The sequence below is a fragment of the Nonomuraea sp. NPDC004186 genome (assembly GCF_053603495.1).
The window spans coordinates 37,135-61,607 of record NZ_JBSGFQ010000080.1; the positions used below are offsets into that span (position 1 = coordinate 37,135).

Sequence of the window (24,473 nt, forward strand, 5' to 3'; positions counted from 1 at the left end):
CCCCGGTGAGGCCCGGCCCTGTCTCCGGGGCATGAGCGAGATCGACCTGTCGGTGGTGATCCCCGCCTACAACGAGGAGGCCAGGCTCGGCGCCACCCTGGCCGCCGTCCGCGCCCACCTGAGCGCGACGCCGCTGAGCTGGGAGTTGATCGTCGTGGACGACGGCTCGGCGGACCGCACGCTGGCCGTGGCCTCCGCCGCGGCCGGCGCCGAGCCGCGGATCCGCGTCATCCGCTGGCCCGCCAACCGGGGCAAGGGCCACGCGGTACGCCGCGGCGTGCTGGTCTCACGCGGTCACCAGGTGCTGTTCACGGACGCGGACCTGGCCACCCCGATCGAGGAGTTCGGCCGGCTGCGGGCGGCGCTGGGCCGGGACGCCGGCGCGGCCATCGGCTCCCGGGCCCGCCCCGGGTCCCGCATCCTGGTGCGCCAGCACCCCGCCAGGCACCTGCTGGGCACCTTGGGCAACCGGCTCATCCGGACGCTGGCCGTGCCGGGGATCGCGGACACGCAGTGCGGGTTCAAGCTGTTCGACGGGGACAAGGCACGGGTGGTGTTCGGCCGGGCGCGGCTGGACGGGTGGGCCTTCGACGTGGAGGTCCTGCGGGCGTTCGTCCGGCGGGGATGGCCGGTCAGGGAGGTCCCGGTGCGCTGGTCCCATCGCCCCGGCTCCAAATTACGCGCCCACCACTACCTGCTGACGCTCGGCGACGTGTGCCTGCTGCGGTGCGAGGGCCGATGACGCGCCGCCGGACCGGCCTGGCCGTCGCGTGCGTCTATCTCGCCCTGGCCGTCTTCGTGTACGCCCACCTGTGGGCCGACCCGTCCCACCGCTACCTGATCGACGGAGGCCAGGACCAGCACCAGTGGGAGTGGTTCTTCGCGGTCACCGCCCGCAACCTGGCCTCCTGGGACTTCCCGCTGTTCACGACCCTGCAGAACCACCCGCTCGGCGTGAACCTCATGGCCAACACCGTCATGCTCGGCGTCTCCGCGCCGCTCGCGCCCGTCACGCTGGCCTTCGGCCCCTCGGTGACGTGGGCGATCGTGCTCACCGGCGGCCTGGCGGGCAGCGCCGGCGCCTGGTATCGGCTCCTGTCCGGGCACCTGGTGGGCTCCCCGGCCGCGGCGGCGATCGGGGGCGCGTTCTGCGCGTTCGCGCCGCCGATCATCTCCCACGCCAACGCCCACCCGAACTTCGTCGTGCTGTTCGCCATCCCGCTGATCATCGGCCGGGTGCTGCTGCTGGTCCGGGACCGCCGCGTCCGGCGTGACGGGGCCGTGCTGGGGCTGCTGGTGGCGTACCAGGTCTTCCTGGGCGAGGAGGCGCTGCTGCTGGCCGCGACCGGGCTCGCCGTGCTCGCCGCCGGGTACGTCGCGGTCCGGCCCGGCGTCGCCCTGGCGGCGCTGCGGCCCCTCCTGGCGGGCACGGCGGTGGCGGCGGCGGTGAGCCTGGCGCTGAGCGGGCCCGCGCTGTGGTTCCAGTTCGACGGGCCGCAGAGCTACTCCTCGCTGATCCACGGGCCCGCGGGCAACGACGTCCAGGCGCTCGTCTCGTACGCCGGAAGGTCGCTGGCCGGGGACGCGAACGTGGCGGCGGCGCTGTCGCTCAACCCCACCGAGCAGAACGCGTTCTTCGGCTGGCCGCTGGCCGTCCTGGTCGCCGGGGTGGCCGTGTGGCTGCGGCGGTTCCCGATGGTGGCGCCGCTGACGCTGGTGGCCGTGGTGTCGGCGGTGCTGTCCCTCGGGCCTGAGATCACCTTTTACGGCGAGAAGACTGGATATTTTGGGCCGTGGTGGTGGATGTCCAAGTTACCGCTGTTCGAGTCGGTGCTGGAGTCCCGTTTCACGCTGGTGTGCGTCCCCGCCGTCGGGGCCCTCCTGGCGATCGCGGCCGACCGGGTGCTGGAGGTGTCGTGGCGGGGCGCGCCGGCGCGGGTGCTGCTGGGGCTGGCGCTGGCCGAGGCGCTGCTGCCGCTCGCGCCCAAACCCCTGGTGGCCGCCGACCGACCGGACACGCCCGCGTTCTTCACGACCGGCATGTGGCGCTCGTACGTGCGCCCCGGGCGTTCTCTCGTGCCCGCGCCGCCGCCCGACGCCGCCGACGCCAGGGCGCTGCGCTGGCAGGTCGACGCGGGACTCGGCTTCCCTCTCCCCGAGGGGTACTTCGTCGGCCCGGCCGGCCCCGGCCGGGAGGGCGCGTACGGCGCACCGCCCCGCCCCACCGCCTCGCTGCTGCGCGACGTACGCGACAAGGGCGAGGTCCCGGCCGTCGGGCCGGCGGAACGGGCCCGGGCGCGGGCCGACCTGGCGTACTGGCGGGCCGACGCGGTCGTGCTCGGCCCGTACGAGCACCAGGACGCGCTCCTGCGCACCCTCACCGCGCTCCTGGGGCCGCCCCTGTTCGCGGGCGGCGTGTGGGTGTGGGATGTGTGATGCAACCTTTGCCGCGTCCGGCGCTGTCACAGGGGAGTGAAGGATGACCGAGGAGGTGTCGGGTGCACGCGGCGGAGGAGCGGGACTACGTGGACTACGTGACCGCGCGGCTCCCGGCGCTGCGGCGGCTGGCGCACTACCTGTGCAAGGACGCCCACCGCGCCGACGACGTCGTGCAGATGGCCATCACCAGGCTCTACGTCCACTGGCGGCGCGCCCGCGCGGCCCGCGACCTGGACAGGTACGTGGACGCGATGCTCGTCCGGTGCTTCCTGAACGACCAGCGCCTCGGCTGGTGGACCCGCGTCAGGCTGGCGGGCTCCTCCCACGAGGTTCCTGAGGAGCGCGCCGGGCCGCCGCCCGACCTCGAGACCCGGTCGGTGGTGCGCGCGGCGCTGGCCAAGGTGCCGCCGCGACAGCGGGCGGTGCTCGTGCTGCGGTTCCTGTTCGATCTGCCGGTGACGGAGGTGGCGGAGATCCTGGGGTGTTCGGCGGGCAATGTGAAGAGCCAGTCGGCCCGCGGCCTGGCCACGTTGCGCGAGGTGCTCGGTGACGATCCGACGCTGGTGGTGGAGGGAGCGATGCGGCATGGACGCCCGTGACCGCGGCCCTGGTCCCGCCGTGGAAGGCGGGCGGCTGCTCGATCCGCTGCGCGGCATGGAGCCCGATCCGACGGGGCGGGTGAGCGTGGCGGCCGCCGTACGGGCCGGGCGGCGGCGGACGCGCGCCCGCGCGGCGCTCGGGGCGGTGGCGGCCGTCAGCGCCGTGGTCGCGGTGATCGCCCTGACGACCGTGCTCGGCCACCAGGCGGCCCGGCCCCGGCCGCAGCCCGCGGTCGCCCCGCAAGCCGGGTTCGACGTGCTGACCAGGGCCTTCACGGTGGGCTCCGCGGGCGGCTTCACCCCCGACACGTACGTGACGGGCCGCCTCGTCCAGCGGGTCACCCTGCGCCCCGCCGACCCGTCACGGCCGGGGGACGCGGTGATCGAGCTGTACGCCCAGGGCATCCAGCCCAGGACCACCGACGGATCCACCGCTCCCCCGGTCAACGGCCGGGACGCAATCTGGCCGCGGGAGCCCGTCCTGAGGCCCGGCACGGCCGAGGTGGCCTGGCAGTGGGGGCCTCAGGCGTGGGGCGTGGTGTCGGTCAAGAGCGGCGACCGCGAGCTCGCCCACCGGGTGGCCCAGAGCGTCCTACCCTCCGCGGGCGAACGGATCGACGTGCCATTCACCGTCCCGGGACAGCTGGGCGCGCCGGTGGGCGCGGTCATCTCGTACGGCTCCCCGGCCAGGGTGGGGCTTCGCTACGGCGACGCGGGCTCGTGGCTGGAGGTCGGGGTCGTGGAACGGACCCCGGCCCTGAAGCCCGCCACCACCGTGCGAGGCCTGCCCGCCGTGCGGGAGGACCGCCGCGTCACGGTGCTCAGGGACGGCTACGCGGCCTACGCCGAGGCCGGGCACGGCGGCTCGGGGGACCGGCTGGCCGAGCTGGCGACGGCGGTCACGCTGGACCCGGACGCCGGATGGCCCGGCGAGCCCACGCCCGCCTGCACCGGCCCGTGCGCGACCCGCTCACCCGGGTAGGCGGGACCCGGTCAGGATTCGGCGCGGACGATGTCCAGCGCCTTCTGCAGGTCCTGCGGATAGTCCGTGCTGAACGACATCCAGTCGCCCGTGGTGGGGTGCTCGAACCCGAGCGCCACCGCGTGCAGCCACTGGCGCGTGACCCCCAGCCGGGCCGCCAGCGTCGGATCCGCCCCGTAGAGCAGGTCCCCGACGCAGGGGTGCCGCAGCGCCGCCATGTGCACCCTGATCTGGTGCGTGCGCCCGGTCTCCAGCTTGATGTCCAGCAGCGAGGCCGCGCGGAACGCCTCGACGGTGTCGTAGTGGGTGACCGACGGCTTCCCCCCGGCCACCACCGCGAAGCGCCCGTCCCCGGACGGATGGCGGTCGATGGGCGCGTCCACCGTGCCCCTGAACGGGTCGGGATGCCCCTGCACCAGCGCGTGGTAGCGCTTGTCGACCGTGCGTTCCTTGAAGGCCCGCTTGAGCCGCGAGTACGCGACCTCGCTCTTGGCCACCACCATCGCCCCCGTGGTGTTGGCGTCGAGGCGGTGCACGATGCCCTGGCGCTCGGCGGCCCCGCTGGTGGCGATCGTGTGACCGGCCCCGAGCAGCCCGCCGATCACGGTCGGCCCCGTCCAGCCGACGGTCGGGTGGGCGGCCACGCCGATCGGTTTGTTGATCACGATGACATCGTCGTCCTCGTACACGACCGTCATGCCCGGCACCGGCTCGGCGACCGGCATCGGCGTGGTGACCGGCGGCGGCATCGTCACGTCGAGCCACGCGCCCGCGTGCACGCGGTCGGACTTGGCCGGCTGCCGGCCGTCCACCAGCACCTCGCCCGCGCCGATCAGCTCGGCCGCGCGGGTGCGGGAGAAGCCGAACAGCCGCGAGAGCGCGGCGTCGAGCCGCTCGCCCTCCAGCCCGTCGGGTACGGGCAGGCTCCGCTGCTCACTCACCCTTCTCGGCCCCCTTGGTCTCCGGGGTCTCCCGGGACCCGTCGATCTGCACGTTGCGCCAGGCCAGCAGCACCGCCAGGATGCCGCCGCAGACGATGGCCGAGTCGGCGATGTTGAACACGGGGAAGTAGTCGATCACGGGGAAATGCCCGGGGAGCACCTCGATGAAGTCGACGACGTGCCCCTGCAGCTGCGTGGAGCGCCCGATCCCCGAGGGATAGCGCAGCAGCCGGTCGGTGAGGTTGCCGAGCGCGCCGCCGAGCAGCAGCCCCAGCGTGACCGCCCAGGCCCGGCTGCCGAGCTTGCGGGCGGTGCGCACGATGGCGACGACCACGCCCGCGGCGATGAGGGTGAAGACGAAGGTCATTCCGGTGCCGAGGCTGAACGCGGCACCGGAATTGAAGATCACCCGGAACTGCAGCACGTCCTGGAGGACGACGAGCGGCGCCTGACCCTCGAGCGTGCGAAGCACCACCGTCTTGGTGATGAGGTCGGCCGCGTAGACCACGGCCGCCAGCACGACGAGGACGGCGACCAGACGCCCGCGGGGGCGGCCTACCGGCGCTCCTCCTTCTGCTTGCAGGCCACGCACAGCGTCGCCCTCGGGAACGCCTGAAGGCGTTCCTTGCCGATCGGCTTGTGGCACGATTCGCACACTCCATAGGTCCCGGCGTCGATCCTGGCGATCGCACGTTCGTTCTGCGCGACCAGATCGCGCGCATTCAGGGTAAGGGCGATCTCGCGTTCGCGCTCGTACGTCTTCGCGCCGGCGTCCGCCTGGTCGTCGCCCGCCCCCTGAGTGACGTCTCCAGAGGCTATCTCCGTCTCGTGGCGGTGAATGTCCGCGTTGAGCTGGTCGATCTCGCTCTGGAGCCTGCCGCGTACCTCGGCCAGCTCCTCTTCCGACCACATCGAAGGTGTAGCGGTCTGCGTGACTGCCGCCATGGCTGCCTCCATTGCTGATCAAGGCCGTAAATGGTGCGGGCAGCTTAGGGATCCACATAACGGAACGGCAAACGACCCGCCGGACGGTTTACCTCCCCCGTACTATCCCGCCTCGCGCATTAAACTCCTCCACAGGGGCGTCCATTCCCGCAACTTTGTCGGTTGCGTACCGACGGCCCCTCGGGCGGCTCACCCTGAGAAACCAGGAAGCCTTCGGCCCCACTCTGCGTTATGGTTTGAGACTGCAAGGCGTTGATGGGGCCCGACTGTGAGGGATATCACCCCGGAGCCGCCGGAAGAACGGCTCGCGAGAGCTCATTAGACCCGGCCGCAGATCAAACGAAGAGGGCCTCGCCCGCGTGCGAGGTCAAGAAGGGTGGTACCGCGGGGCCGCATGGCTTCGTCCCTTCACGCTCGCCCTACCGGCCGATCAAGCGTGGAGGTCACACCCGAAATGTCTTCGCCATCTTTCCGCTCTCTTCCCGCGCAGGTCGACCTGCCCGCGCTCGAGCGCGAGGTCCTCGACCGCTGGCGGGACGGGAAGATCTTCGAGCGCTCCGTGGAGCAGAACTCCGGAAACCCGTCCTGGGTCTTCTACGAGGGCCCGCCCACCGCGAACGGCCTGCCCGGCGTGCACCACGTCGAGGCGCGGGTGTTCAAGGACCTGTTCCCGCGCTACAAGTCCATGCGCGGATTCAGCGTCCCGCGTAAGGCCGGATGGGACTGCCACGGCCTGCCCGTCGAGGTCGGCGTGGAGCGCGAGCTGGGCCTGACCGGCAAGAAGGACATCGAGGAATACGGCATCGCCGAGTTCAACGCCAAGTGCCGCGAGTCGGTGCTGCGCCACGTCGACGCCTTCGAGCAGCTGACCGAGCGCATGGGCTACTGGATCGACCTGTCCCAGGCGTACCGGACCATGGACCCGTCCTACATCGAGTCGGTCTGGTGGTCGCTGAAGGTCATCTGGGACAAGGGGCTGCTGTTCCGCGACTTCCGCATCACGCCGTACTGCCCGCGCTGCGGCACGGGGCTGTCCGACCACGAGCTGGGCCAGCCCGGCGGCTACGAGACCGTCTCCAGCCCGTCGGTCTACGTCCGCATGCCGGTGACCGCCGGGCCGCTGGCCGAGCTGGGCGCCGCGCTCCTGGTGTGGACGACCACGCCGTGGACCCTCGTGTCCAACACGGCCGTCGCCGTGCACCCCGACGTGACGTACGTCGCGGCCCGCACCGCGGACGGCGAGGTCCTGGTGGTCGCCGAGCCGCTGCTGTCGGTCCTCGGCGAGGGCGCGACCGAGGTGGCCCGCTATACCGGTCGCGAGCTGGAGCACACCGCGTACTCCCGCCCGTTCGACCTGGTCGACATCCCCGGCGCCCACTACGTCGTGCTCGGCGAGTACGTCACGGTCGAGGACGGCACCGGCCTGGTCCACCAGGCCCCGGCCTTCGGCGCCGACGACATGGCCGTGATCAGGCAGTACGACATGCCCGTCGTCAACCCGATCGGCCCCGACGGCCGCTTCCTCGACGACGTGCCCATGGTCGGCGGCCGGTTCTTCAAGGACGCCGACGAGGAGCTGACCGAGGACCTGCGCGCCCGCGGGCTGCTCTACCGCGGCGGCCACTTCGAGCACAGCTACCCGCACTGCTGGCGCTGCCACACCCCGCTGCTCTACTACGCGCTCCCGTCCTGGTACATCCGCACCACCGCGGTCAAGGACAAGATGCTGTCCGAGAACGCCGGCACCAACTGGTACCCCGAGACGATCAAGTGGGGCCGGTTCGGCGAGTGGCTGCGCAACAACGTCGACTGGTCGCTGTCGCGCTCGCGCTACTGGGGCACGCCGCTGCCGCTGTGGGTGTGCTCGGCGGACGAGTCCCACGTGACGTGCGTCGGCTCGCTGGAGGAGCTGGGCGGGCTGGCGGGGCAGGACATCTCGGCGCTCGACCCGCACCGCCCGTTCGTGGACGACGTGACCTTCGACTGCCCGTCGTGCGGCGCTCTCGCGCGCCGCGTGCCGGACGTCATCGACGCCTGGTACGACTCCGGCTCCATGCCGTTCGCCCAGTGGGGCGAGCGCGGCAAGCCGGAGGGCGTCTACCCGGCGCAGTTCATCTGCGAGGCCACCGACCAGACGCGCGGCTGGTTCTACTCGCTGATGGCCGTCGGCACGCTGGTCTTCGGCCAGTCCTCCTACGAGAACGTGCTCTGCCTCGGCCTCATCCTGGCCGAGGACGGCCGCAAGATGAGCAAGCACCTGGGCAACATCCTCGAGCCGATCCCGCTGATGGACCAGCACGGGGCCGACGCGCTGCGGTGGTTCATGGCCTGCTCGGGCTCGCCGTGGGCGTCGCGCCGGGTGGGCCACAACACCCTCGAGGAGATCGTCCGCAAGGTCCTGCTGACCCTCTGGAACACCTCGTCGTTCTTCACCCTCTACGCCAACGCCGAGTCCTGGTCGCCGGCCATGCTCGCGCAGGCCACGCCCGCGGCCGAGCGCCCGCTGCTCGACCGCTGGGTGCTGGCCGAGCTGCACAGGACGGTGGCCGACGTCACGGCGTCGCTGGACGAGTACGACACCCAGCGCGCCGGGCGCCGCCTGGCGGACTTCCTCGACGACCTGTCCAACTGGTACGTGCGCCGCTCGCGCCGCCGGTTCTGGCAGGGGTCGCCGGAGGCGTTCGCGACGCTCTACGAGTGCCTGGAGACGGTGACGCGGCTGATGGCCCCCGTCACGCCGTTCATCACCGACTACCTCTGGGACGTCCTGCGCTCCTCCGACGCGCCCTCCTCGGTGCACCTGGCCGACTGGCCGGAGGTGCGCGAGGACCTGCTGGACCCGGTGCTGTCCGACCAGATGGCCCTCGTACGCCGCCTGGTGGAGCTGGGCCGCTCGGCCCGCGCCTCGTCGGGCGTCAAGACCCGCCAGCCGCTCCGCCGCGCCCTGGTGGGGGCACACGGCTGGCCGTCGCTGCCCGGGGAGCTCCGGGGTCTGGTGGCGGACGAGCTGAACGTCCACACCCTCGAAGACATGTCCGGATTTAGCGCCGATCTCGTGACTTACTCGGTCAAGCCCAACTTCCGGGCCCTGGGCAAGCGCTTCGGCTCCCAGACCAAGCTCGTCGCGGCCGCCGTGGCCGCCGCCGACGCCACCCGCGTGGCCCGGGCCCTCCGCTCGGGATCCACGGTCATGGTGGAGGCGGACGAGCTGGGCGAGATCATGCTCGGCCCGGACGACGTGATCGTCAACGAGCAGCCCCGCTCGGGCTGGGCGGTGGAGACGGGCGCCATCGGCACCGGCACGGGCGAGACGGTGGCCCTGGACCTGGAGCTCACCGACGAGCTGCGCCGCGCCGGTCTCCTGCGCGAGGTCATCCGCCTGGTCCAGGACGCCCGCAAGTCGACCGGCCTGTCGATCACGGACCGCATCGACCTGTGGTGGACCACGTCCTCCCCCGAGCTCGCCACGGCCCTGCGCACCGAGGGGCACGTGGTGGCGGAGGAGGTCCTGGCGACGACGGTCACGGAGGGCACGGCGACAGACCTCCCGTCCCACACGGACGAGGACCTGTCCCTGACCTTCCACCTCCGCCGCGCCTGACCCGCACTACGGCGGTGGGGCGCCCGCCCCACCGCCACCCACCCCTGTGCTGGAACGCCCCTCACGCCCCGGCCCCCTGACACCCACCCCCGATGGGCCGCCTCCTCACGGCCCGCCCCCCGACACCCACCCCCGACGGGCCGCCTCCTCACGGCCCACCGCCCTCCCCCGAAGCACGCCCCCGGCGCTGTCCGCGCGGGACCCGCAGCCGGGGCGTCGTCGCGCGGGATTGCACCGTGGCTGCCGGGGATCTTCGCGTGATCTTGATGTTCGGATTGCGCTCGACCACCTGAGTGAGGCTGGTCGACGACGATGTCGCCGCTGGGCGAGTTCACCCGGCAGGTCGCCGGCGGCCTCGCCGATTCGGGGTATCCGCCGGAGTTCATTGATGGCCCCGCAGGCACCGGTGGAGATATCGACGGGCCGCGCCGGTGAGCGGGCCGATTAGGGGCTGGCGTTCAGATCGAAGACGATCGAGGCAGCGCTGGAGGCACCGACCGAGCAGCTCGTGTTCAAGGCCGGGTCGACGGGTGCTACTTCTCGGCCGTGCCGGATTCCCCGCTGATGGACTCCTGATAGATGTCCGCGAAGGTGCGCGAGTCCTTGATCAGGTCGTCGCAGAAGGCGGCGACGTCGTTGCCGATGAGTTCCAGGACTCCCTTGCCGGCCGCGGCACCCTCCTCGAAGAAGTCGACGATCCCTGAGAGCAGGGGCCCGTCAAGCAAGTCGATCGGTCCAACCTTGAAGAAGTACCTCTGAATCTCCTTGTAGACGATCTGGTAGTCCGGCGGGAGCGCCTTGACCCGCGCCATGTGCGCCCGCCACTGCTTCTTGCCCTCGATGATGTCTTGGATGCCCACGTCAGCCTCCTAGCCGGCCCAATTTCCTTGCGACGTTCCTGTTCAACTGCTCGCGCCACCGGTCGCGATAGCTCCGGGCCCCCTTTCCGCCGGCCAGCGCCGCGCAGAAGCCCCCGATGTCGTCCCCCAGCACCTCGTGAATGCTCCGCCCATCGGCCGCCGTCTCTTCGAGCAGCCCCAGAGCACCGTCGAGAATCGGCATCAGGTTTCGACCCGTGAAGTCCCCGTAGGGAAAAAGATGGCCCTTGATCTCTTCCCACGCCGCCCGGTAGTCGGCCGGCAATGCCTCGGCCCGAGCTTCGAACGCCTTCCATTCCCTGGTGAGATCGCTGCCTGTCATGGTCTCCCAGAAGTTCATCTCCCGCCCTCCTTGAGCTTGTCGATCCGCGATGTGATGTACTCCCATTTCGCCCAGAACGTCGCGAGTTCTTCGCGCCCCGCCTCGTTGAGCTCATAGAACTTGCGCGGCGGGCCCAGCCCGGACGGTCGTTTCGTCACCTGGACGAGCCCGTTCTTCTCCAGCCGCAACAGGATGGTGTAAACCGTCCCCTCGACGACGTCGGCGAAGCCCAGTTCGTTCAGCCGACGCGTGATGGCGTACCCGTAGGTCTCCTCGCTGCCGATGATTTCCAGCACGCAGCCCTCAAGCGTGCCCTTCAGCATCTCTGTCAGGCCGTCCATCGTGGGTCCTCTTCCGCCTTCCCTTGGTACTCGGTGCCACCGAGTACCAGTACACGGTACCACGGAGTAGTGGACCATGCCGTACAAGCGGCGAGCACGGACCACGGAAGCGCTTCGAATCATCGGCGCCGCGCTTACACGAGTGCTCGACCCCGCCGATGACCTTCCGGGAGTGCCCTGCAGGAGGAGGCGTCGGCGCAGGTGAGGGCGGTTTGCGCCGAAGGCGGTACGGACCGGCCAAAGTTCGCGAAGGCGTCAGCGCGGCCGCGCCACGCCGAGGAGGAACTCCAACATCCGACACGCCGCCCGGGGGTGATCGGATGGGTTGCCGCCGGCAGCGGCGTCAAGATGACCGCGCCGCCAGTGCCGCCAGTGCCGCCAGTGCCGCCGAGGACGGATACACCGAGGTCGGCCGCGCCCCGGAGGCAGCCCATCGCCTGGCGCGGGTTGTCGATGATGACGCCGTCCGGCCTGGGCCGCAGTGCCAGCACCTGCCGCGCCCCGAGATAGCCGCCCTGCTCGGTGGCCTCGACGTGGATCAGCATCTGCGCGTCGTCCCCGTCGATGCCGCGTTCACCGAGCGCGCGCGTGACCCCGAGCACGCGCTGCTGGATGAAGGAGTATCGCAGCGCACCCCGACACACGAGCGATTCTCCGGCGGCCATGCCCGGCCAGATGGAAGGCGGGCGCCGCGCCTTCCTTGACGGCGAAGGGACGACCCAGCACCAGCACGGGCGCCCCGACGGCTGCGGCCCAGGAGGAATCCTGGAACGGCTCCACGCTGAGCAGGATCACACCGGTGATCCGTTGCCGAGTAGCCGGCGCTACCTGACCAGGAAGGTCGTTCAGCGGGCTTTCAGCTCACCGTCTCGCGGTCGTGCTGGCACACCGAGCAGCTCGTCAGTCCGGCCGCCTCCGCTGCGGCGAGCGTCATCGTCTCCACGCCCGACTCCCCCGCGCCCCTGATCAACGGGCACGCGGTGCTGTGGTAGCGGCGAGTGCCGATGATGACCTTCACCGTGCCGGAACGCTCGTCCTTGCCCTCAGCGCCGCCCGAGGAGCCGGTGGACTTGTCAGCGGCCTTGGCCGAGCCGGAGGCCTCAGGCTTGGTGGCCTTGGCGGTCGCAGCCGGGGTGCCGGGCTTGGGCGTCGAGCCGCTCCCCTCGCCCTTGAAGACATCTGGCTTGGTGGAAGTGGCGTCGTCCTTGGAGCCCGAGCCGGCGGATCCGGGCGTCGAACCCGTCGCCGTGCCGGTCGTGTCGGACTTCGTCCCCGAGCCGGCGGGCCCGCCGGTGCCGGAGGTCCCGGGCTTCGGGCTGGCGCCGCCGGACGTACCCGCCTTGGCCGGGCCACTCGCCGCAGAGGGCCGCCCAGACGCGGACGGGCGGTCGGAGGCAGATGGCCGATCCGAGGCTGACGGGCGGTCGGAGGCAGATGGCCGATCCGAGGCTGACGGGCGGTCGGGGCCGGACTTTTCCGTTGTCGAAGGCTTGGTGGCCGGGCTCGGGCCGGAAGGGCGTCCGGCGCTCGCGCCGGGGCCCGGGGGCAGCGGGCCCTTGGGCTTGGCCTCCGACTCGGCGGAGGACGCGGGCCGCTCCGGCACCGTCGCGCTCTCTCCCGCCGCAGCAGGCGTCTTGGCGGCCCCAGAAGGACGCTGTGACGGCCCGGAGGTCCCACCCGAGGGTCCAGGGCGGACCGGCGTCCCGGAAGAGGTCACGCGCGGCTGCGGTGCCGTGGCGGGCCCCGCGGAATCGTCCTCGTCGGTCGCCTTCGAAGAGGGCCCACCGGCGGGCTCTCCCGGCCGGGCACCGGTCAATCCCGGCTTCGCGCCGGACGACGGACCACCGGTCGATCCCGGCTTCGACGACGGGCCGCCGGTCTGCCCAGGCTTGTCGCCAGGCCGGGCGGGCTTGGTGCCGGACTGCTCGGGCGAGCCGGTGGACTGGCCGGGCTGGCCGGGCTTGGTGCCGGACGGACGGGGTGCGTCCGTGGGACGGCCGGGCTTGGGGCCGGGCTGTTCCGGCGAGCCGGTGCGCTGCGAAGGCTTGGCCGCAGGTGCTCCGGCCTTGCCGGGGGCTCCCGTGGCGGGACCTTCCGGAGTGGCGGAGGGCGAGCCGGGCCTGCGCGCGGAAGGCGGCGGCCGGAAATATGAAGTCTCCGCGTCCGCCTGATCGTCATCCGATTCGGCGGCGGAGGAGGTGGACGGGCGGCCGAACCACGCGGTGGCGCCTTCCTCGCGGGAGGCGGGCTCCGGGTCGGGGGTGGAAGCCTTCGCGGCAGGCTTCGGCGGGGCGACCGGCGGACGTACGTCGCGGGTCTCCGCGGAGTCTTCCGCCCGGCTCGCCGCCGTGACGGCGGTGCCAGGGGCGACGACGGGCTCGGGGTCGGCGGCAGGCGGCAGCTGCCTTCCGCCGAGCGCGGCGTCAGGCAGGCACGCCGTGCAGGGCGTGAAGCCCTCCTCGCGTGCCTCCTCGTACGTGAGCTCCTCGGTGTCCCGGCCGCTCAGCTGTCGGCAGCCGGACACGTGGTAGCGCTTGCGTCCGGGGATCACCAACACGATCGCATCCGGCGAGATGCCGCTCGCCGCGGGGCGGCGGGGTGCGGCGGCGGGAACGGTCGCCGTCCGCTGCGGCGCCTGCGGATGCGGATGGGGTCGCGGTGGGGGCTGATGACCCATGGGGCCGGTCTGGCTGTACGGCGAGCCGGGGCCCGGCGGCATGAGCCCTTTCGGGGGGGTGGCCGGCGCAGCGGCCTGCCCACCACCGGGAAAAAGCTCGTTTCGCCGCAGGAACGCCCCGATCACGAGGAACAGCGCGGACAGCACGCTGACCACGATGGACCACATGATCAGGAACGGCTTAGCCAGTACGAAGCCCGCGATCAGCAACACGACCGCCGCGAGCACCAAACCAGCACTGATAAGGATCACAGGGGGCTCTTTCGAGTGACAGGTCCTAGTGACCCGCTACTTTACCGGCGGTCGTTGTGGGGACCGTCACCGCCGGGGAAGACACCCTGGGGAGCCTCGCCGCCGAACGGGCTGGGACCACCGGGAAGCGGCGGCTGGCCCTGCGACACGGCGTGCGACATCGCGGGAGCCTGACCCGCCGGACCACCGGACATCACCGGGAACCCACCGCTGCCCTCAGCGGAGACGTTGAGCTCGGCGAGCTGGTTTTCCAGGTAGAGCTTGAGCCTGCTGCGGTATTCGCGCTCGAAGCTGCGCAGCTCCTCGACCTTGCGCTCGAGCTCGTCGCGCGTCTGCACCAGCGAGCCCATCGCCTGGCGGTGGCGCTCCTGCGCGTCACGCTCGAGCGTCTCGGCGCGGGCGCGGGCGTCGCCGATGACCTGCTCGGCCTGGCGGCGCGCCTTGGTGAGGATCTCGTCGGCCTCGCGGCGGGCGCGGGTGACCGTCTCGTCCGCCTCCCGGCGGGCGTCGGAGATCGCCTGGTCGGCGGTCTGCTGGGCGAGGGCGAGCACGCGGGCCGCCGTGTCCATGTTGTCCTCGGCGGGAGGCATGTTCATGACGGGGACCGGCTGCTGCACAGGCGGCGGCTCGGGGGCGCGCATGGGCTCCGGCTGGGGCGGCGGAGCCATCATCTCGGGCTTGGGCTGCTCCTGGACCGGGGCGGAGGCCATGGGCATGTTCATGCCGCCCGGCACCTTCCCCCGCAGGCACTCGGCCAGCTTGGCGCGGAGCTCTTCGTTCTCTTGGATCAGACGGTCGAGCTCAGCCTCCACCTCGTCGAGGAAGGCGTCGACCTCTTCCTCGTCGTAGCCCGGCCGCAGCCGGGTGGTACTGAACTGCTTGTTCCGCACATCAGCGGGCGTCAGCGGCATTTTTTGGTCTCCTTGGCGCGCTTTGGAGTCTGTCCGGAGGGACGGTAACCCGAATCACTTCAGCGCGGACACGAGTTGGATCACGACCTGCGCCACACCGCCCCCGTCATCGCAGCATCCCCACGATCTGGATCAGCAGCAGCACGGCGATGAACAGGACAGTGAAGCTTAGGTCAAAGGCCACCGTACCCAACCGGAGCGGGGGAATGAAACGGCGGAGGAACTTGAGAGGTGGGTCTGTTGCGGTGTAAGTGGCTTCGGCCAGCACCAGGACGATGCCGGAGGGGCGCCACTGACGGGCGAAAGCCTGCACCGTCTCGAAGATCATTCTGCCGATGAGCAGCACCAGGTAGAGAGACAGGACTACGACCAAGATCTGGCTTACGATCCCCACGGCCCGGCCGCGCCTCCACTCCCGATGTGCCCTCCCGGTCTCGGCGAGACCCGGTTGGGTGCGATAGACATACAGAGACTCTAACTCTGATTGAAGAACCCGCGTTCCGCGATTCGGGCCTTGTCCTCGGCGGTCACCTCGACATTGGCAGGGGACAACAGGAACACCTTGTTGGTAACACGTTCAATGCTGCCATGTAGGCCAAAGACCAGACCTGCCGCGAAATCGACAAGACGCTTGGCGTCGCTGTCAACCATCTCCGTCAGGTTCATGATGACCGGGGTGCCGTCTCGGAAGTGCTCTCCGATGGTACGCGCCTCGTTGTACGTCCGGGGGTGGAGTGTCGTGATGCGGGCCAGATCGGTCGTGCGGCGCTCCAGGATCGTCGTGGCGGGCCTGGGCGCGGGCACCCCCGCCTCGGGCTCCTCGTCGCGTTCCTGGACCGCTACGGGCCGTTCGTCGCCGGGCCGCTGCACCTCGTCCTCGTAGGCGTAGTCGTCCGGGTAGGTTTCGTACCTCTCGTAGCGGTCGTCCTCCACGAGACCGAGGTAGACCGCCATCTTGCGCATCGCGCCGGCCATCGCTACGTCGTCCTCCTGCTCACGGTCGCACTCGCTCGAGCCCGACACCGGATCCCGAGGCGGTAGCCGTACCCCCTTGGAGCTCACCGCTGATCGACCTCTACTTGGTCATGGGCCTGAAGACCCACTTGAGGGGACATTACCTGACGAAGGGCTTGCGACGACCGAGCAACGCCGTACCGACCCGCACGTGTGTCGCGCCGTACGCGATGGCTTCGGCGAGGTCCTCGCTCATACCGGCCGAAATCATCGTGGCGCGCGGGTGCTGCTCCTCCAGGCGCGTGGCCACGTCACGCAACCTGGCGAACGCCTTGGCAGGCTCCTCCCCCAGCGGCGCCACGGCCATGATGCCGCCCAGCCACAGCCCCTCGGCCAGCGCCACCTCGTCGGCCAGCTCCAGCACGTCCGCGGCGCGGGCGCCGCCCCTTTCGGGGTCGTCGTCGAGCGCGACCTGGATGAGGCAGCCGACCCTGCGGCCCTGGCGGACCGCCTCCTTGCTGATCGCCTCCACCAGCCGGAGCCGGTCGACCGAGTGGATCACGTCGGCGTACGCGACGACCGAGCGGACCTTGTTCGTCTGGAGTTGGCCGACGAAATGCCAGGTCAGCGGCAGGTCCGCAAGCTCGTGCGCCTTGGGCGCGGCCTCCTGGTCCCGGTTCTCGCCGACGTCGCGCACGCCCAGCTCGGCCAGAATGCGCACGTCCTCGGCCGGGCGGGTCTTGGTGACGGCGATCAGCGTGACCTCGCCCCGGTCACGACCCACCGCGCGGCAGGCCGCCGCGATGCGCGTGTCGACCTCGGCGAGCCCGGCCGCGATCTCGTCCCTTCTCACGTGGCCCTCCCTTTCACTACACGCCCGTGCGGTACGCCTCGCGCACGACGGCGCCGCTCCCGGATCCCTGCCGGGGAGCGGCGTCAGGCTACCGGGCTATTTGAGGAAGTCGGGGACGTCGAGCTCCTCTTCCTGTTCCTCGAAGATCACCCGAGGACGTTTGGCGGGCTCCGACATGCGGGAGGTGATGGGCGTGGGCGGGTTGGCGGGCTCGGGCGTGGGCCGGGGGATGGAGACGGGGCCGGACGGCTCGTCGGCCAGCGGCTCGTCGTCGACGGACCCGGGGATCTGCGCCGACTCCACCGGGCGCACCGGCTCCGGGCGCGGCGGCTCGGGACGGGGCTCCGGGCGGGGATCCGCCCTGAACTCCGCGCGCGGCTCCGGCCGGGGGTCGGCCCTGAACTCGGCCCGCGGCTCCGGACGGGGCTCAGGACGGAACTCGGCACGCGGCTCGGGCCGGAAGTCCGTACGCGGCTCCGGACGTGCCTCAGCGCGCGGCTCAGGGCGCAGCCCGGGCTGCTCCGACTTCACGCTGGGGGACGCGACGCTCGGCCGCACAGGGGACGACACGGGCGGCGCGGCCGGCGGGGCGGCGGGACGGCTCGCCGGGCGGGGCAGCGGCTTCTCCACCGGAGGCGGCACGTCGTCGAACCCGGCCGCGATCACCGTCACGCGGACCTCGTCGCCGAGCGCGTCGTCGATGACCGTGCCGAAGATGATGTTGGCGTCCGGCGCGGCCGCCATGGACACGAGCTGCGCGGCCTCGTTGATCTCGAACAGACCGAGGTCGGAGCCGCCCGCGATCGACAGCAGCACGCCGTGGGCGCCGTCGATGCTGGCCTCCAGCAGCGGGCTGGAGACCGCCATCTCGGCCGCGGCCACCGAACGGTCGTCGCCGCGGGCGTGGCCGATGCCCATGAGGGCGGAACCGGCGCCCGACATGACCGACTTGACGTCGGCGAAGTCGAGGTTGATCAGACCAGGGGTGGTGATCAGGTCGGTGATGCCCTGGACACCGGACAGCAGCACCTGGTCCGCCGCCTTGAACGCGTCCAGCACGCTCACCTGCCGGTCGGAGATCGACAGCAGACGGTCGTTGGGGATCACGATCAGCGTGTCGACCTCGTCGCGCAGCGTCTCGATGCCGGCCTCGGCCTGCATGGCCCTGCGCCGTCCCTCGAAGCTGAACGGCCTGGTCACGACACCGATGGTGAGCGCGCCGAGCGACCGGGCGATGTTGGCCACGACGGGCGCGCCGCCCGTGCCGGTGCCACCACCCTCGCCGGCCGTGACGAAGACCATGTCGGCCCCCTTGAGGACCTCCTCGATCTCCTCGCGGTGGTCCTCGGCCGCCTTGCGCCCCACGTCGGGGTTGGCGCCCGCGCCCAGTCCGCGCGTGAGCTCACGGCCCACGTCGAGTTTCACATCGGCGTCACTCATCAGCAGCGCCTGGGCGTCGGTGTTTATCGCGATGAACTCGACGCCCTTGAGTCCCTCCTCGATCATCCGGTTGACGGCGTTGACTCCGCCGCCGCCGATGCCGACGACCTTGATGACCGCGAGGTAGTTCTGCGGTGCTGCCACGACGAGGGGCCTTTCCGCTCGTTGACTTGCCATTTCGGTGCGGATTGTCTCCGCTTTTTGTCACTTCGGGTAACTCTCAACCTCAGGTTGAGATTTAGATTTATGTCAACCTGAGGATTGATACGGACAGTAGGAGTCCCCTACCTGGCGGGTCAACTAACCGCGCCGCAAGCACGTCCGGCGTGTCGCGGGCTGTCCGTTTCGCTCCGAAGTCGCGCCTGGTCGGGGGCTCCTGGCCCGACGTACGACTTAAGGCTCTCACGCCGCGACCCCCACCTCGCACAAGCTGGGCGATGCCGTTGCCGCGCACTTGCCCAGTCTTGATCACTTCAGCGTCACCACATCCGGGGAGCTGACGTCGTACACCGTGGCTTTTTCTCGTTTGAGCAGTGATGTAAGAATGCGCGCCTTCTCCTTGGGACGGTCGGCGCCGCCCCAGATGACGGTGCGCCCGTCGGACAGCAGCAGGGTCACGCCCTCGGCCGTGCCCGCGCGGACCTCCCGGACCTTGGGCGCCAGCACGCCCGGGACCGCCTGGATGACCTGCAGCGCCGCCATCATGGCCGGGTCGCCGACGGCGGGGTTGTCGACCTTGAGCACCGGCAGCATGGGCGGCGCCGCGGACTTGACCTCGATCACCACGCCCTGCTTGTCGACGATCGCCACCTTGCCGCCCGCGGGGATCGCGGCGACGGGCTCGCGCTCGACCACTTCGATCTTGAGCGTGCCCGGCCAGATCCGGTCCACCTTCGCCTTGGCGAGCTGTCTGATGCCCAGCACGCGGGTCTCGACGTCGGCGAGGTTGACGGTGGCGAGGGGATGGAGGTCCGGCACGCCGGCCTGCTGTTTGATGCGCTCGCTCGGCACTGTGAGATTTCCCACGATCTCGATCGAGCGCACGCCCAGCACGGGTGAGAAGAACACCAGCCAGGCGGCCGTGCCCACCACTCCCGCCGTCAGCAGCCCCAGGAACGCGGTCCTCGCCTTCATCGCCCTCCCCATGTCGGCCCCCGGGGTTCCGGCCCCCGAGCGTCGGCACAGAACCTACGCCGACGCGCGCCCGGCACCCGCGCGCCACGCCCAAACGCCCCCCAACGGGACGCACCGCGCTCCCGTCGGTGCTCGCGCGCCGTCAGTCCGCGGGGGGTGTCAGGAGAGGCGGGCCACGATCTGGGGACCGAGCTCCGTGACGTCGCCCGCGCCCATGGTGAGCACGATGTCGCCGGGCCGCGCCCGCTCCGCCACCATCGCGGGCACCAGGGCCCGGTCGGGCGCGTACGCGACCCGCTCCGGAGGCAGTGGCACCTTCCCGGCCACCATCGCGCCCGAGACGCCCGGCTCGGGATCCTCGCGGGCCCCGTAGACGTCGAGCACGATGGCCTCGTCGGCCAGCGCGAGCGCCGCGCCGAACTCGTCGGCGAAGAACCGGGTGCGCGAGTAGAGGTGCGGCTGGAAGATCGCAATGACCCGGCCGTGGCCGGAGTAGGAGGCGACCACGTCGCGGGCGGCCTTCAGGTCGGCGGTGAGCTCGGTCGGGTGGTGCGCGTAGCTGTCGAAGACCGCGATGCCGCCGGCCTCGCCCTTGGCCTCGAAGCGCCGCTTGGCCCCCGTGAAGGCCCCCAGCCCCTCTCTGATCTCCTCGAAGGGCAGCCCCAGCTCGTCGGCCACGGCGATCACCGCGGTGGCGTTGAGCGCGTTGTGCGCTCCGGGGACGGCCAGCCGGACCTCGCCCCTGCCCTCGATGGCGAAGACCGTGCCGAACCCGTCGGGCCTGATCCCGCTCACGCGGTAGTCCTCGCCCTCGACCCCGTACGTCTTGACCCGCAGCCCCCGCTCGCGCGCCCGCTGCGCCAGCTCGGCGGCGCCCGGGTCGTCGGCGCACGCGATCAGCAGCGAGCCCACCCGCTCGGCGAAGCGGGCGAAGCTGGCGTGCACGGCCCCCGGGTCGCCGTAGTTGTCGAGGTGGTCGGCCTCGACGTTGGTCACCACGGCGATGTCGGGCGCGAGCATGAGGAAGGAGCCGTCGCTCTCGTCGGCCTCGGCCACGAACACCTGGCCCTGCCCCTCGTCGGCGCCGAGCCCGGTGGTGACGAGCTGCCCGCCCACGCAGTAGGACGGGTCGGCGCCGCACTTCTGCAGGGCCACCGTCAGCATCGAGCTGGTGGTGGTCTTGCCGTGGGTGCCCGCGATGGCCACGGCGGTGCGCCCGGCCATGACGGAGGCCAGCGCGGCGGCCCGCGGGATGATCCGCAGCCCCTGCTTGAGCGCCTCGCCCAGCTCGGGGTTGGAGTCGCGGATGGCGGTGGAGACGACCACGGTGTCGACGTCCTTGATGTGCGAGGCGGCGTGGCCGATGTGGACCGTGGCGCCCAGCTCGCGCAGCTCGGTGATCAGCTCGGAGCTGCGCGCGTCGCTGCCGGACACCCGTACGCCGCGCTTGAGGAGGATGCGGGCGATGCCCGACATGCCCGCGCCGCCGATGCCGATGAAGTGCACCCGCCCCAGATCCGCTACGGCAATGGGATCGACCAGCTTGACGAGACTCATCGGGCTATCTCCAACACTTTCCGGGCAAGCATGATATCGGCGTCCTTCCGGCCAAGTCTGGAGGCGGCCTCCGACATGGCCGCGACCCGCTCGGGGTCACGGAGGATGGGCAGCACGTTGTGGATGATCCATTCGGGTGTCAGTTGGGCGTCGTCGACCATCAGGCCGCCGCCGCCCCGGGCGATGCGCCCGGCGTTGATGGCCTGCTCGCCGTTGCCGTGCGGCAGCGGCACGTACGCGGCCGGCAGCCCCACCGCGGTCAGCTCCGCGCACGACAGCGCGCCGGCGCGGCACAGCGCGAAGTCGGCGGCCGCGTAGGCGACGTCCATGCGGTCGACGTAGGGCAGCAGCACGTACTGCGGGTCGCCCGGCGGCGGCTCGCGGTCGACGGTGTTGTTCGGGCCGAGCACGTGGAGCACCTGCACGCCCGCGCTGCGCAGCACGGGCGCGGCGGCGAGCGCGGCCTGGTTGAGCGACCTGGCGCCCTGCGAGCCACCGAAGACCAGCAGCGTCGGCCGGTCGTTCTCCAGCCCGAACCAGGAGCGCGCCTTGTCACCCGCCGACAGCCGGTCGAGCGTGACGATCTCGCGGCGCAGCGGGGTGCCGATGTATTCGGCCTTGGGCATCGCGGCCTCGGGGAAGCCGGTGAAGACGTGCTCGGTGAGCCGGGCGCCCAGCCGGTTGGCCAGGCCGGGGCGCGGATTGGCCTCGTGCACGACGATCGGCACGCCGCGCCGCTTGGCCGCCAGGTAGGCGGGGGTCGCGACGTAGCCGCCGAAGCCCACGAGGACGTCGGCCTGGACCCGGTCGAGTATGCCGGCCGCGGCGTTGATCGCCCCGGCCAGCCGGCCCGGCACGGTGAGCAGGCTCGGAGTGATCGCCCTTGGCAGCGGCACGGCCGGCACCAGCGCCAGCTCGTAGCCCCTGGCGGGCACCAGCCTCGTCTCCAAACCGCGCTCGGTGCCCATGCAGGTGATGCCGACGCTCCGGTCAAGATGGCGCAGCGCGTCCGCAAGGGCGAGCGCGGGCTCGATGTGCCCGGCCGTCCCACCACCGGCGAGGACCACCCTCATCTCGGTCACTCCCTAACGTGTCGCTCGGCCTCTGGTCGTACCCCCCAGGCCAAGCCAGCTTAGGGCCCGGGCGGCCGGTCCGGGGCCACGAGCCTTCAAGGCCTCCCTCGCGCCAGGCTCGCGTTTGGCGAACGACAGCAGCATGCCGAGCGCGGCGAGCGTGGGCAGCAACGAGGAGCCGCCGTACGAGACCAGCGGCAGGGGGATGCCGGTGATCGGCAGGACGCCGAGCACGGCGCCCATGTTGACGGTCGCCTGCCCGACGATCCAGGCCACCATGGCGGCGGCGGCGAGCCTGGTGAAGGCGTCGTTGACGCGGACGGCGACGCGCAGCCCGGCGTACCCGAGCAGCCCGAACAGCGCCACCACCATCAGCGTGCCCATCAGCCCGAGCTCCTCGCCGAGGATGGCGAAGATGAAGTCGCTCTCGCCGTGGGGCAGCCAGTTCCACTTCTGCCGGCTGCTGCCGAGCCCGAGCCCGAACCAGCTGCCCGAGCCCATCGCGATCTGACCCTGCACGGCCTGGTATCCGTCGCCCTGCGCGTCGGCCCACGGGTTGAGATAGGCCCCGATGCGCGCCATCCGGTACGGCTCCACCTTGATCATGATGACCGCGGCGAGCACCGCCAGCGACAGGATGCCGCCGAACAGCTTGATCGGTGCTCCCACCACCCACAGCAGCGCCAGGAAGATCATGAAGAGCACCAGCGTGGTGCCCAGGTCGCGGCCGAGCATGACCATGACGGCCAGGATCGCGGTGCCGGGCATGAGCGGGATCAGCAGTTGCCGCCACTCGATGCGGCCCTGCCGCGCCCGCCTGGACAGCAGGTCGGCCCCCCACAGCACGAGCCCGAGCTTGGCCGGTTCGGACGGCTGGAGGGTGAACGGGCCGATGTAGATCCACCGCTGCGCGCCCAGCTCGGACGAGCCGATGAACAGCACCATGACCAACGCCAGGATCGACAGCGCCATCATGGGATAGCCGGCCCAGCGGAAGAACTTGGCCGGCAGCCGTGAGCAGGCCCACATCACCGGCAGGCCCACCGCGGCCGACAGCGACTGCTTGAAGAACCACGAGAACGGGCTGCCGGTTTTCTGCAGCGCCTCGACGCTGGAGGCCGACAGCACCATCATCAGGCCGAGCGCGAGCAGCAGCGCGCTGCACATGATGATCAGGTAGTACGTCGTCAGCGGCTTGTCGAGCAGCTCCTTCAGCGACCCGAGCTGCTCCCGCGCCCAGCCGCCCGGCCCCTCGACGGCGCGCGGCTCCTCAGCGCTCGCGCTCACGTCGCAGCCTCAGCTCGCGTACGGCGCGCGCGAAGGCCTCCCCCCGCGCCGGGTAGTTGGCGAACATGTCGAGCGAGGCCCCCGCCGGGGAGAGCAGCACGGTGTCCCCGGGCGAGGCCAGCCGGGCGGCTTCGGTGACGACTCTTTCCATCGCACCAGTGTCCCGATCAGCGATGTCCACGACGGGGACATTCGGCGCGTGTCGCGCGATGGCTTCGGCGATCCTGTCCCGATCTGCCCCGAGCAGCACCGCTCCGCGCAGTCTGGGGGCCGCCTGGCGCACCAGGTCGTCGACGTCCGCGCCCTTGAGCTGCCCGCCCGCGACCCACACGATCGAGGGGTACGAGGCCAGCGCCGCGGCGGCGGCGTGCGGGTTGGTCGCCTTGGAGTCGTCGATGTAGTCGACCTCGCCGACCCGGTCGACGTGGGCGAGGCGGTGGGGGTCGGGCACGAAGTCGCGCAGCCCCTGGCGCACCGCCTCCGACGGCACGCCGAGCGAGCGGGCCAGGGCGGCGGCGGCCAGCGCGTTGGCCACGTTGTGCGGCGCGAAGGGCCGTACGTCCTCCAGCGTCGCCAGCTCCTCGGCCGCCTCCACGGGATCGGCCACGAACGCCCGGTCGACCAGCAGGTCCTCCACGACGCCGATCTCGCCGCGCCTGGGCACCCGCAGCGTGAACCCGACCGCTCCCGGATAGGGCGCGGCCAGCCTCGTGGCCTCGGGATCGTCGGCGTTGTAGATCACGTGCGCGGCCCGCTCGAAGATGCGGCCCTTGGCGGCGGCGTACTCCTCCATGGAGCCGTGCCAGTCGAGGTGGTCGGGGGCCACGTTGAGGATGGCCGCGGCGTGCGGGGCCAGCGTGCTGGACCAGTGGAGCTGGAAGCTGGACAGCTCGACGGCCAGCGCGTCGTACGGCTCGGCGACGGCCCGCACCACGGGGACGCCCACGTTCCCGACGGCCAGGGCCTTGTGCCCGGCGGCCAGCAGGATCGAGGTCAGCATGCGTACGGCGGTGGTCTTGCCGTTGGTGCCGGTCAGCGCGAGCCACGGGGCCGCCTGCGCCGGGCGCAGCCGCCAGGCCAGCTCCACCTCCCCCACGACCTCGACGCCCGCCTCGAGCGCGGCGGCGATCAGCGGGTGGTGCGGCGCCCAGCCGGTGGTGACCAGGCGGGTCACGCCTTCCGGGATCTCCATCGCGCCGAAGCGGGTCTCCACGCGGCGAGGCGGGCCCGGTCATCCGGGTGCGTCGCGAGGTGGTAGGTCATGCCGGCGAGCAGGTAGGTGGTCGT

The 24,473-nt window shown here is 71.4% G+C and carries 23 protein-coding genes; 5 read left to right on the forward strand and 18 right to left on the reverse strand.

Annotation, left to right across the window (positions count from 1 at the left end):
• The first annotated feature begins 31 nt into the window (after positions 1-31).
• From ACWEPL_RS44850 to ACWEPL_RS44865, 4 genes are all read left to right on the forward strand, one after another.
• On the forward strand, positions 32-742 hold the full coding sequence (locus tag ACWEPL_RS44850; protein ID WP_452439808.1) for a dolichyl-phosphate beta-glucosyltransferase: 711 nt from the start codon (positions 32-34) through the stop codon (positions 740-742).
• Entirely contained in the window at positions 739-2,436 is a 1,698-nt protein-coding gene (locus ACWEPL_RS44855; protein WP_363963708.1) for a glycosyl transferase, read from the forward strand. The genes ACWEPL_RS44850 and ACWEPL_RS44855 overlap by 4 nt, the downstream gene beginning before the upstream one ends.
• A gap of 62 nt (positions 2,437-2,498) precedes the next feature.
• Positions 2,499-3,038 carry a SigE family RNA polymerase sigma factor gene (locus ACWEPL_RS44860; protein ID WP_363963706.1) on the forward strand — a complete coding sequence of 180 codons (540 nt, stop codon included), beginning with the start codon at positions 2,499-2,501 and terminating at the stop codon, positions 3,036-3,038.
• Positions 3,025-4,020, forward strand: a complete 996-nt coding sequence (locus tag ACWEPL_RS44865) for a hypothetical protein (RefSeq protein ID WP_363963704.1) — start codon at positions 3,025-3,027, stop codon at positions 4,018-4,020. Before ACWEPL_RS44860 ends, ACWEPL_RS44865 begins: the two co-directional genes overlap by 14 nt.
• Positions 4,021-4,031: 11 nt before the next feature.
• Here the strand turns inward: ACWEPL_RS44865 and ACWEPL_RS44870 are convergent, their stop codons facing one another.
• Genes ACWEPL_RS44870 through ACWEPL_RS44880 form a run of 3 tightly spaced genes read right to left on the reverse strand, consistent with a single transcriptional unit; the run spans position 4,032 to position 5,906 of the window.
• Positions 4,032-4,961 (reverse strand): RluA family pseudouridine synthase, encoded by a 930-nt coding sequence (locus ACWEPL_RS44870; RefSeq protein WP_185073022.1) that lies wholly within the window; start codon positions 4,959-4,961, stop codon positions 4,032-4,034.
• Positions 4,954-5,481: a signal peptidase II gene (gene lspA, locus ACWEPL_RS44875; RefSeq protein WP_363965028.1), complete on the reverse strand. Its 528-nt coding sequence runs from the start codon at positions 5,479-5,481 to the stop codon at positions 4,954-4,956. Before lspA ends, ACWEPL_RS44870 begins: the two co-directional genes overlap by 8 nt.
• A 35-nt stretch (positions 5,482-5,516) precedes the next feature.
• The gene (locus tag ACWEPL_RS44880) at positions 5,517-5,906 is read right to left on the reverse strand and encodes a TraR/DksA family transcriptional regulator (RefSeq protein ID WP_350729195.1); all 390 of its coding nucleotides are present in this window, start codon (positions 5,904-5,906) and stop codon (positions 5,517-5,519) included.
• A 454-nt stretch (positions 5,907-6,360) separates the two neighbouring features.
• Here ACWEPL_RS44880 and ileS point away from each other — a divergent pair, with 454 nt between their 5' ends.
• The gene (gene ileS, locus ACWEPL_RS44885) at positions 6,361-9,507 is read left to right on the forward strand and encodes an isoleucine--tRNA ligase (protein ID WP_355192694.1); all 3,147 of its coding nucleotides are present in this window, start codon (positions 6,361-6,363) and stop codon (positions 9,505-9,507) included.
• Positions 9,508-10,040: 533 nt separating this feature from the next.
• Here the strand turns inward: ileS and ACWEPL_RS44890 are convergent.
• From ACWEPL_RS44890 to murD, 15 genes are all read right to left on the reverse strand, one after another.
• Positions 10,041-10,367, reverse strand: a complete 327-nt coding sequence (locus ACWEPL_RS44890; RefSeq protein WP_363963701.1) for a DUF1048 domain-containing protein — start codon at positions 10,365-10,367, stop codon at positions 10,041-10,043.
• A 1-nt stretch (position 10,368) separates the two neighbouring features.
• A complete protein-coding gene (locus tag ACWEPL_RS44895) occupies positions 10,369-10,725 on the reverse strand; it encodes a DUF1048 domain-containing protein (protein ID WP_363963699.1) in 357 nt (118 codons plus the stop codon).
• Entirely contained in the window at positions 10,722-11,048 is a 327-nt protein-coding gene (locus tag ACWEPL_RS44900; RefSeq protein WP_363963697.1) for a PadR family transcriptional regulator, read from the reverse strand. The genes ACWEPL_RS44895 and ACWEPL_RS44900 overlap by 4 nt, the downstream gene beginning before the upstream one ends.
• Before the next feature lie 134 nt (positions 11,049-11,182).
• Positions 11,183-11,713 (reverse strand): hypothetical protein, encoded by a 531-nt coding sequence (locus ACWEPL_RS44905; RefSeq protein WP_452439809.1) that lies wholly within the window; start codon positions 11,711-11,713, stop codon positions 11,183-11,185.
• A 191-nt stretch (positions 11,714-11,904) separates the two neighbouring features.
• Positions 11,905-13,977, reverse strand: coding sequence for a hypothetical protein (locus ACWEPL_RS44910; protein WP_452439810.1), 2,073 nt, complete (start codon positions 13,975-13,977; stop codon positions 11,905-11,907).
• A gap of 41 nt (positions 13,978-14,018) precedes the next feature.
• Positions 14,019-14,888, reverse strand: a complete 870-nt coding sequence (locus ACWEPL_RS44915; RefSeq protein WP_350729183.1) for a DivIVA domain-containing protein — start codon at positions 14,886-14,888, stop codon at positions 14,019-14,021.
• A gap of 106 nt (positions 14,889-14,994) precedes the next feature.
• Positions 14,995-15,282, reverse strand: a complete 288-nt coding sequence (locus tag ACWEPL_RS44920) for a YggT family protein (protein WP_350729181.1) — start codon at positions 15,280-15,282, stop codon at positions 14,995-14,997.
• An 80-nt stretch (positions 15,283-15,362) separates the two neighbouring features.
• On the reverse strand, positions 15,363-15,863 hold the full coding sequence (locus ACWEPL_RS44925) for a cell division protein SepF (protein ID WP_350729179.1): 501 nt from the start codon (positions 15,861-15,863) through the stop codon (positions 15,363-15,365).
• 139 nt (positions 15,864-16,002) lie between these two features.
• Positions 16,003-16,695 carry a YggS family pyridoxal phosphate-dependent enzyme gene (locus tag ACWEPL_RS44930; protein WP_363963690.1) on the reverse strand — a complete coding sequence of 231 codons (693 nt, stop codon included), beginning with the start codon at positions 16,693-16,695 and terminating at the stop codon, positions 16,003-16,005.
• Positions 16,696-16,791: 96 nt separating this feature from the next.
• The gene (gene ftsZ, locus ACWEPL_RS44935; RefSeq protein ID WP_350729175.1) at positions 16,792-18,279 is read right to left on the reverse strand and encodes a cell division protein FtsZ; all 1,488 of its coding nucleotides are present in this window, start codon (positions 18,277-18,279) and stop codon (positions 16,792-16,794) included.
• A gap of 324 nt (positions 18,280-18,603) precedes the next feature.
• On the reverse strand, positions 18,604-19,269 hold the full coding sequence (locus ACWEPL_RS44940) for a cell division protein FtsQ/DivIB (protein ID WP_350729174.1): 666 nt from the start codon (positions 19,267-19,269) through the stop codon (positions 18,604-18,606).
• Positions 19,270-19,428: 159 nt separating this feature from the next.
• Positions 19,429-20,826: a UDP-N-acetylmuramate--L-alanine ligase gene (gene murC / locus ACWEPL_RS44945; protein WP_452439811.1), complete on the reverse strand. Its 1,398-nt coding sequence runs from the start codon at positions 20,824-20,826 to the stop codon at positions 19,429-19,431.
• On the reverse strand, positions 20,823-21,899 hold the full coding sequence (gene murG / locus ACWEPL_RS44950) for an undecaprenyldiphospho-muramoylpentapeptide beta-N-acetylglucosaminyltransferase (RefSeq protein ID WP_350729170.1): 1,077 nt from the start codon (positions 21,897-21,899) through the stop codon (positions 20,823-20,825). The genes murC and murG overlap by 4 nt, the downstream gene beginning before the upstream one ends.
• A gap of 12 nt (positions 21,900-21,911) precedes the next feature.
• Entirely contained in the window at positions 21,912-23,186 is a 1,275-nt protein-coding gene (ftsW, locus tag ACWEPL_RS44955; RefSeq protein ID WP_350729169.1) for a putative lipid II flippase FtsW, read from the reverse strand.
• Complete coding sequence (gene murD / locus ACWEPL_RS44960; protein WP_452439812.1) at positions 23,170-24,378, reverse strand: UDP-N-acetylmuramoyl-L-alanine--D-glutamate ligase; 1,209 nt, start codon at positions 24,376-24,378, stop codon at positions 23,170-23,172. The genes ftsW and murD overlap by 17 nt, the downstream gene beginning before the upstream one ends.
• Positions 24,379-24,473: the final 95 nt, after the last annotated feature.